Annotated in this window: 8 protein-coding genes and 1 pseudogene; 5 read left to right on the top strand and 4 right to left on the bottom strand. The window is 74.6% G+C overall.

Annotation, left to right across the window (positions count from 1 at the left end):
* Positions 1–320: 320 nt before the first annotated feature.
* The 3 genes and pseudogenes from rsgA to AAHZ94_RS24010 all read right to left on the bottom strand — a co-directional run bounded on the left by rsgA (position 321) and on the right by AAHZ94_RS24010 (position 2,896).
* On the bottom strand, positions 321–1,454 hold the full coding sequence (rsgA, locus tag AAHZ94_RS24020; protein ID WP_349995131.1) for a ribosome small subunit-dependent GTPase A: 1,134 nt from the start codon (positions 1,452–1,454) through the stop codon (positions 321–323).
* Between the two features lie 607 nt (positions 1,455–2,061).
* Positions 2,062–2,207 (bottom strand): annotated as a pseudogene (locus AAHZ94_RS24015) (SDR family NAD(P)-dependent oxidoreductase); the annotation flags it as partial.
* 65 nt (positions 2,208–2,272) lie between these two features.
* Positions 2,273–2,896 carry a TetR/AcrR family transcriptional regulator gene (locus tag AAHZ94_RS24010; protein WP_349995130.1) on the bottom strand — a complete coding sequence of 208 codons (624 nt, stop codon included), beginning with the start codon at positions 2,894–2,896 and terminating at the stop codon, positions 2,273–2,275.
* Positions 2,897–3,034: 138 nt separating this feature from the next.
* Here AAHZ94_RS24010 and AAHZ94_RS24005 point away from each other — a divergent pair, with 138 nt between their 5' ends.
* The 4 genes from AAHZ94_RS24005 (at position 3,035) to AAHZ94_RS23990 (ending at position 5,348) form a co-directional block, all read left to right on the top strand.
* Positions 3,035–3,253: a hypothetical protein gene (locus AAHZ94_RS24005; protein ID WP_349995128.1), complete on the top strand. Its 219-nt coding sequence runs from the start codon at positions 3,035–3,037 to the stop codon at positions 3,251–3,253.
* Positions 3,254–3,746: 493 nt separating this feature from the next.
* Positions 3,747–4,175 carry a pyridoxamine 5'-phosphate oxidase family protein gene (locus AAHZ94_RS24000; protein ID WP_349995127.1) on the top strand — a complete coding sequence of 143 codons (429 nt, stop codon included), beginning with the start codon at positions 3,747–3,749 and terminating at the stop codon, positions 4,173–4,175.
* 65 nt (positions 4,176–4,240) lie between these two features.
* Positions 4,241–4,612: an ATP-binding protein gene (locus tag AAHZ94_RS23995; protein WP_349995132.1), complete on the top strand. Its 372-nt coding sequence runs from the start codon at positions 4,241–4,243 to the stop codon at positions 4,610–4,612.
* A gap of 385 nt (positions 4,613–4,997) precedes the next feature.
* On the top strand, positions 4,998–5,348 hold the full coding sequence (locus AAHZ94_RS23990) for an ArsR/SmtB family transcription factor (RefSeq protein WP_349995125.1): 351 nt from the start codon (positions 4,998–5,000) through the stop codon (positions 5,346–5,348).
* 38 nt (positions 5,349–5,386) lie between these two features.
* Here AAHZ94_RS23990 and AAHZ94_RS23985 read toward each other — a convergent pair whose 3' ends face one another.
* Complete coding sequence (locus tag AAHZ94_RS23985; RefSeq protein WP_349995124.1) at positions 5,387–5,827, bottom strand: DUF6126 family protein; 441 nt, start codon at positions 5,825–5,827, stop codon at positions 5,387–5,389.
* Between the two features lie 451 nt (positions 5,828–6,278).
* On the opposite strand from AAHZ94_RS23985, the gene AAHZ94_RS23980 reads away from it, so the two are divergent.
* Positions 6,279–7,940: hypothetical protein (locus AAHZ94_RS23980; RefSeq protein ID WP_349995122.1), on the top strand; the 1,662-nt coding region annotated here is incomplete at its 3' end.

Below are 7,940 nucleotides of genomic sequence, written 5' to 3'. Positions count from 1 at the left end.
GCCCCATCCTTACCCCGCCCCGCCGACCCCGGCCAGCCGGATGCGCGGATGGCCGCGCCGCCGGTCCCGGGGGCGTTCGTACGGAGTACCCCCGCACTTGCCCCGCTCCCCTCGCGTCCCGCACCTCAGCGCCCCGCCCCGTACCCCGTACCCCTCGTTCCTGGTTCTGGGTCTCCGCGGGCCGGGGGCCGATGGCCGGGGCGGGCGCCTGGGGCGACGGGGCCCGCCGCCCGGAGCACGCACGCCGCCGGCCACGGGCCCGGACCGCCGGTCGCGACCACGGGCCACGGGCTCGCCCACCCCTACTCCTACCCCCACCGCTACGGCTTGCGGATCGGGCCGCGCTTGCGCTCCATCATGTGGCGGCCGAGGGCCTGCCGCTGCTTCCAGTCGCGGCGCATCTCGGCCCGGAGGCGGGCGTCCGAGCGGGCGGCGATGCGCTCGTTCTCGCGGAGCAGCTTGCGGTAGCTGTCCAGGCGGCGCGGGGGGAGTTCGCCGGCGTCCAGCGCGGCGAGCACCGCGCAGCCGGGCTCGCTCTCGTGCGCGCAGTCGTGGAACCTGCACTCCGCGGCCAGCGCCTCGATCTCGGCGAACGCGCGGGCCACGCCGCCCTCCGCGTCCCACAGGCCGACGCCGCGCAGCCCGGGGGTGTCGATGAGCACCCCGCCCCACGGCAGGGCGAGCAGGTTGCGGGTGGTCGTGGTGTGCCGGCCCTTGCCGTCGGCGTCGCGGGTGGCCTGCACCACCTGCGCATCGGCGCCGACCAGCGCATTGGCAAGGGTGGACTTGCCGGCACCCGACTGGCCGAGCAGTACGGCCGTACCGCCGGCGAGCGAGGCGGCCAGGACGTCCATGCCCGCGCCGGTGGCCGCGCTCACGGCGAGCACCTGCACGCCGGGCGCGCTGGTCTCGGTGTCGGCGAGCAGGTGGCCGAGCGTGGTCTCGTCGCCGACGAGGTCGGCCTTGGTGAGGACGACCAGGGGAGTGGCGCCGGACTCCCACGCCAGGGCGAGGAAGCGTTCGACGCGTCCGAGGTCGAGTTCGACCGCGAGTGAGACGGCGATGATCGCGTGGTCCACGTTGGCGGCGAGGATCTGCGCCTCGGAGCGCTGCGAGGACGTGGAGCGGACGAAGGAGGTGCGGCGCGGCAGCAGCGTCCGTACGTACCGCGGGTCGCCGCCGACCGGGTCGACCGCCGCCCAGTCCCCGGTGCAGACCACGCGCAGCGGGTCGTGCGGGGTGACGTACTCGGTGTCGGCCCTGATCAGACCGGCCGGGGTGATGCAGTCGCACTGACCGCGGTCGACGCGGACGACGCGGCCGGGCACCAGGCCCTGTGCGGCGTACGGGGCGAACTCGGCCTCCCAGTCGGCGTCCCAGCCGTACGGGGCCAGATCGACGTCGGTCTCGGTGGAGGCAGCAGAAGATGACGGGTTGAGCGCATTGCTGGACAAGGTGGGGAAACCCTTCGGAGGGTGGCCCCGGCGCAGGCGCGTACGACGCGCGGAAGTGTGGGTGTCAGCCGGAGACCACAGGGGTGGAAAGGATGAACTCCTGAGTACGGGCGGCGCCCGCGACCATGACCGTCGTCACTGTCCCCACCTCTTTCTCTTCCTATTCCACTGATCCGATTCCGCTGCTCCGCCGCTGGCGCGGCGCCTTGGCGCGACATCAACACCGACACCGACACGGCTATCGACACCGTCGCCGGCGTTGATGGCGCTGGCATCGGCATGGACACGGAACCGGTCCGTCGGTGGCCGGCCGGGGACGAGCCCCGGGCCTTCGCTGGCCCTCGCTGCGGCAGAACGGGGCAACCGTAGCCCGTACGCGGAGTGGGGGCCAGCGATTTTCTGCGGCCTGCGGGAGCTGCCGGCGGCCACGCCGGGCCTGGCCTGTGGCACCGCCGGACCCGGCCTGTGGCACCGCGCGCAGCGACCGCCCCGGCCCGCTGCTGCGATCAGTCCACTGCAATCAGCCCGCTGCGGGCGGCTGCTGGGGCCGGCTACAACTACGGCTCCGACTGCGGCTGCCGGCTCCGCGCCACGGGCGAACCAGCCCGTGGGTGAAGGTGACGGTCGCCCCCTCGCGGGCGTAGGCGCGGGGGCAACGGCCCGGCCGATCCCCGAGTCGCCACCGGTGATCACGGCAGTCCGGCCGACGAGCACCCCGTGCCCGAGGTAGCTGCCCCCGCCGCTCCCCCACAAAGCCCACGATGCCCGCGAGCCCCACCGGCCCCATCGCCCCTGACTGCTGCAACGGGCCCCCCGCTTCACCCGCCGACGATCTGGCCGATGTGATGGTCAAGCACCCGGCGGGCGTCCTCCGGTGAGCGGTATCCCAGGGCGACGTCCGTGCCGAGGCCGGTGGCGAGCGTCCAGCAGACGTCGGCGTCCGTGCGGCCCGTGTCGCGGGGCGCGGCGCCGCGTTCCTGTCGGGCGGCGGCGATCAGGTCGGCGGTGGAGGAGAGCAGTTCGCCGGCGGCCGGGGCCAGCACCGTGGCCATGGTCGGGTCGGAAACCGCGCGCCCCGCCACCGCCAGGCAGAACCGCGTCAGCCGCACGCTCTCCTCCGCAGGGTTGATCAGGGCGTGCAGGCAGGCGCGGAGCACGGCTTCCGGGCCGGCCTCGCCCGCCGCGTGGATCGCGGTCTCGATGGACGTGTTGACCGCTTGCACGGCCCGGTCGAGCGCGTCCCTGACCAGGGCCTGCATGGACGGGTAGTAGTGCTGCACCTGCCCCATGGAGACGCCCGCCTCGTCGGCGACCTTGCGCAGCGTCACCTGCTCGACGCCGCCCCGTACCGCCAGCGCCCAGACGGCTTCGACCAGCCGCCTCCGGCGCTCCTCGACATCAACGATCTTCGGCAAGGCGTCTCCTTCTTCACCGTTCACCATGCAACCGCATTGCAAACCGTGTCCGTCCCCCTTTACAGTGCAAGCGCACCGTAAACCGTCCCGACGACCACGGACATCCGGCCGCCCTCCGCGGCGATCCTGCACGGCAGCGACGTTTCCGGAAACGGAAGGCAGCATATGAAGTACGACATCTTGCAGGGCCTCGGCGTGGTCCTGCTCGTGCTGGGCGCCCAGGGCGCGATCCGCCAACTCGTCAACCACGATGACGCCGGGCTTCTGAGCTGGCTGCCCGGCGGATTCGCGGCCGGCATCACCGTGCACATCCTCGCCGCCGTGGTCGGGGTGGCCATCGCGAGCCGGGCCCGCACCGCGGCGACGGCGGCCCGCCGCGGCTGACGGCCCGGCGGACGGGCACGGCGAGTACGGCGGCACGGCGAGCGAATACAGCCGGTACGGCAAGCGGGTACGGCCGGCATGGCGAGTACGGCCGCGCGCCGGACAGGTGCGGCCGGTCCGGACAGGTGCGGCCGGTACAGCAGATACAGCGGCGCGCCGGGCGGGTACGGGGCGGGGCGCCGGCCGAGTTGCCGGGACCCCGGATCACCTCTCGCCCCACACGCCACCGGATCACGGAATTGCGAAACTTTGCAATTCATTAGATGGTGTGGGCCGTGCCTTGAGGTGTCCGCGGGTGCTCCGGGCCTCGCCCCGGGCCGTGCGCGCGCACCGGTGACGGCGGGGGCGTACGCGGGAGCGCTGGAGGTCGGGGTGGAGGGGGTCGGTCGGTTTCGCCCTGCGGGGCCGGGCCCGGGCCTGGTCCCGCCGGCCGCCGGGCCCGGGGCACCGCCGTACGCAGCCCGTCCGTCCCGTCAGCCGAGGAACCGCCCCGATGAGCACAACTGACGCCGCCCACCGCCTGGTTGAGGTATCGGGGGCGGAGGCCCTGTACCTGCTGGAGGGCAGCAGCAGCGGGCGGTTGGTCTATCCGCACCGCGGCGCTCCCGCCCTCCGACCCGCCGCCCACGTGCTCGCCCACGGCCATCTGGTCGTCCGCGCGCCGGTGCCGGGCGCCGCGCTGCAACAGGGCGGGGCCCCGGTGGCGTACCACGTCGACGTCTGGCCGACCGCCGTCGGGAAGGACGCCGGCTGGAGCGTGACCGTCAGCGGGCCCGCCGAACTGCTCACCGACCGGGACGAGGTGGCCCACTACCGGCGCACCCTGACCGGCTGGATACACGGCCCGCACGACACGCTCGTCCGACTCCTCCCGCAGTCGGTGACCGGGTTCCGGCTGTCCCCCGCGGGGCCGCGCCCGTGATCGACCCCACCGGGTTCGCCGAGGTCACCGCCCTGCCCTACCGGCACGTTCTGACCCTGCCGACGATGCCGGCCGCGGTGCGGATGGCCCGCGAGACCGCCGAACTGGCCCTGACCGAATGGGGCATCAACGGCCTGGTGCGCCACCCGGTCACCGATCCCGCGCTGCTGATCCTCAGCGAGTTGGTGACCAACAGCGTGCGCCATGCGGCGGACCTCTCCTCGCAGGTCACCGTCGTGTACGCGGCGCGCAGACAGACCCTGGCGTTCGGGGTGCACGACCGGCACCCGTACCAGCCCCTGCTGTCCGGCCCGATGTCCGGCAACAGCGGCCTGGCCACCATCGCCGAGCTCACGCTTGCCCTCGACGGCACCGCCAGCGTGCAGCGGGACGCCGACGGCGGCGGCAAGAGCGTGTGGGTCGTGTTGCCGCTGTGACGCACGGGAGGGGGGGCGACCGACGCCCGTACGGTACGCACCCGGCGCGGGCACGGCTCGGGGCGGGAACCACCGGCCCGAACCCGCCGGTGACGGCGCAGGCCGGGGCGGGCAGCGGGGCGCGCACGGCGCGGGGACCTGCCGGGCGCAGTGCTAAGTTGAAGGGCGCGATCCCGCCGGTCGGACGTGCGCACCGCGCGGAGGTCCACGGCGCGGGCCGCCCGCGACGACGGCTCGGCAGACCGGCTCGGGGTGGTTCCGGCGCGGTCCCCGCGCGGGGAGGATGGCGCAGGTTGATGGATTCTGGGCGGACGGACCGCGCGGAGCATTCGCGGCGACGGCACCGGCGGCCGGTCGCCCACGGGCGGAACGGGAGGCCGGTTCAGTGAGTACGCCCCTGTACCAGCTCAAGGCCGAATTCTTCAAGACCCTCGGTCATCCGGTCCGCATCCGGGTGCTTGAGCTGCTGAGCGAGCGCGAACACGCGGTCGCCGAGATGCTGCCCGAAGTCGGCGTCGAGCCCGCACACCTCTCGCAGCAACTGGCCGTACTGCGGCGCGCGAACCTGGTGGTGCCCCGCAAGGAGGGCTCCACCGTCTACTACTCGCTGACCACGCCGCACGTGGCCGAACTGCTGGCGACCGCCCGTACGATCCTGACCGGCGTGCTGACCAGCCAGGCCGAACTCCTCGCCGACCTGCGCGCTGCGACCGGGAAGTCGAAGCCGTCGACCTAGCCGGCCCGGCCACCGGCTGCGCGCCGGGAGAGCTGCGGCTACTTGTTGGCGTGCTGGCCGAGGTAGAACAGCAGCCAGATGAAGCCGGCGAACAGGTGCGTGCCGAAGACGTAGAACCCGACGCGGATCGCCACGCCGCGCTCAAGCCACGACTCGCTCTCCTTGGTCTTCGCGGCGGCGGCTTCCTTCGCCCGGGCAGTGGTGGCGTCGGGCGCCGGGGCCCGGTCCGCCTCCGCCGGCTGCGCCTCGGTCGCTGCGGCCGGCTGCGTTTCGGTGGCCTGCGCCGGCTGCGCCGTGGCGGCTGTCGCCGGCTGAACCTCGGCGACGTGCGGCGTGCGCGGCTCGGCCGTCGCCGCCTCGGCCGGCTCCGCCGCGGCCCGCGGCCCTGCCGGCTGCTCCGTCATGGTCTGCGGCTTCGCGGCCGGGGTGGCCGCGCCCTGCTCAGCGGAGCCGGCGCGCTCCGGTGCCTCACCACTCACTGGATGGCCTCCCTGGCTGGACGTCTCGGTAGGCGGTACGCCCCGGCACGGACCCCGAGCCCGTACGGGCGGAGCCGCGTCGCGTGCGGGGCGCGGCAACTTACCAATTGCAGAACTCAGCAAGTCTAGGCCACGACACCCCGGCCCCGCGTGCCTCGGGTCACCCCGCCCCGGCCGGCTCTCGCCACCCGCCGCCCGCTGAGCTTCTCCGTCACTTCTCCCACCCACCACGCGCTGTGCCCTCCCACCCGCCACTCCCTGCGCCCTTCCCACCCACCACTCCCCCACCCGCCCCGCCCGGTTACGGTGGGACCGCCCCTGCCGACCCACCGACTCCGCGAAAGGTTGCCGGGCGACTTGATTTGCGATAGGGACCATGGCCCGCGAGCCGCGAGCCGCGAGCCGCGAGCCGCGAGCCGCGAGCCGCGAGCCGCGAGCCTGGGTGGGCACGATGCTCGGTAATCCGATCCTTCGCGCGCCCGTAGGGGACGACGCCCAGCGGTGGAACACCTTCCACGGCCAGCGCGTCCTGGTGGTCGCCGCCCGTACCGTCACCTCGACCGTCCGCATCCTGGAGTCGCTGCCCGCGCTGCTGCGCGGGGACAGCCGGGTGACCGTCGTCTTCGCGTACGACCCCACGTCCGCCTTCAACGACGGGGTGCTCGCGCTGCTCAACGGGGCCGGCTGCCGGGTCATGCCCTGGGAGCAGGTGGGGCAGGTCGCGCCGGACCTGGTGCTGTCCGCCAGCGAGAACATCGACGTACCGGACGGGGACTGCCCGGTCCTCGTCCTGCCGCACGGGGTGGGCTTCCAGAAGCGGGTGCCGGACTCCCGGGGCACCGGCGAGCGGCTGTCCGGGGTCGTGTCGGACGCGCTCCTGGAGGCCGGCCGCGCCTGGCTCGCCGTCTCCCACCCGAGCCAGGAGGAACAGCTCGTCACGGCGCACCCCAAGGCCGCCGGGCGGGTGCTGCTGGCCGGCGACGCCTGCTACGACGACCTGCTGGCCAGCCGCGCCTGGCGGGCCGCCTACCGGGAGGCGCTCGGCGTCGCCGACCACCAGCGGCTGGTGATGGTCAGCTCCACCTGGGGCCCCACCTCGCTGCTCGGCCAGGTGCCCGACCTGCCGGCCAGGCTGCTCGCCGAGTTGCCGCACGACGAGTTCCGAGTCGGCGCCATCGTGCACCCCAACGTCTGGTCCGCGCACGGCACCTGGCAGCTCCGCACCACCCAGGCGCCGGCGCTCGACGCGGGGCTGCTCCTGATGCCGCCGGTGCACGCCTGGCGCGCCGGCCTGATCGCGGCCGACGTGGTCATCGGGGACCACGGCTCGGTCACGCTGTACGGGGCGGCGCTCGGCACGCCGCTGCTGCTCGCCGCGTTCGGCAGCGACTCGGTGCCGGGCACCGCGGCGCACCGGCTCGCGGACCTGGCACCGCGGCTCGTACTGCGCGACGGGCTGCGCCAGCAGATCGAGGACACCGTACGGGACCACTCGCGCGAGCGGTACGCGGCAGTGGCCCGGCAGGCGTTCGCCGAACCCGGTCAGGCGCTGGCCCGGCTGCGGACCGCCCTCTACCGGCTGCTCAGGCTGCCGGAGCCGGGCACCCCGCCGCCGACCGCCAAGGCGCTGCCGCTGCCGGACGCCCCCGACGTCACGCCGCCCACCGCGTGGCGGGTGGCGACCGCCGTCGCCGAACGCTCCGGGCGCACCTGCGTCACCGTGCGGCGCACGCCCGCGACGGTGCTCGACCATGCGGGCCCCGGCGCCGTACCGCTGGAGACCGCCGACCGCTTCGTCCACCTCGCCGCCAGCGACGCGGAACCCGACCGCCGGCTGGTCGAGAGCGCATCGGTGGTGGTCCGCCGGGCGCCCGCCGCATCGCCGGCCGAGGCCCTGCGCTGGGTCCGCACCACCCTGGCCGACCTGCCCGGCAGCCTGCTGGCCGGCTCGGCGGTCCGGGACGGCGGCACGCTGGTCGGGCTGCGGGACGGGCGGGTGGTGGAGGCGGTGGCCACCGGCGAGGACGTGGCGCCCGGCCTGCTGGCCGCCGTCGTCTACGGCTGCCTACGGGCCGGGCGCCCGGTGACCGGGGAGACGGTGACGCTGCGGATC

Source organism: Streptomyces sp. HSW2009 (genome assembly GCF_040240285.1).
GTDB lineage: Bacteria > Actinomycetota > Actinomycetes > Streptomycetales > Streptomycetaceae > Streptomyces.
The sequence above is the reverse complement of the archived record's forward strand: the minus strand, read 5'-3'. Positions and strand labels throughout refer to the sequence as shown.

Excerpts from the sequence above, each read along its gene's own strand:
- AAHZ94_RS24010 (WP_349995130.1), bottom strand. The coding sequence starts at position 2,896 with ATGGTGAACGGTGAAGAAGGAGACGCCTTGCCGAAGATCGTTGATGTC.
- AAHZ94_RS24005 (WP_349995128.1), top strand. The coding sequence starts at position 3,035 with ATGAAGTACGACATCTTGCAGGGCCTCGGCGTGGTCCTGCTCGTGCTG.
- AAHZ94_RS24000 (WP_349995127.1), top strand. The coding sequence starts at position 3,747 with ATGAGCACAACTGACGCCGCCCACCGCCTGGTTGAGGTATCGGGGGCG.
- AAHZ94_RS23995 (WP_349995132.1), top strand. The coding sequence starts at position 4,241 with ATGCCGGCCGCGGTGCGGATGGCCCGCGAGACCGCCGAACTGGCCCTG.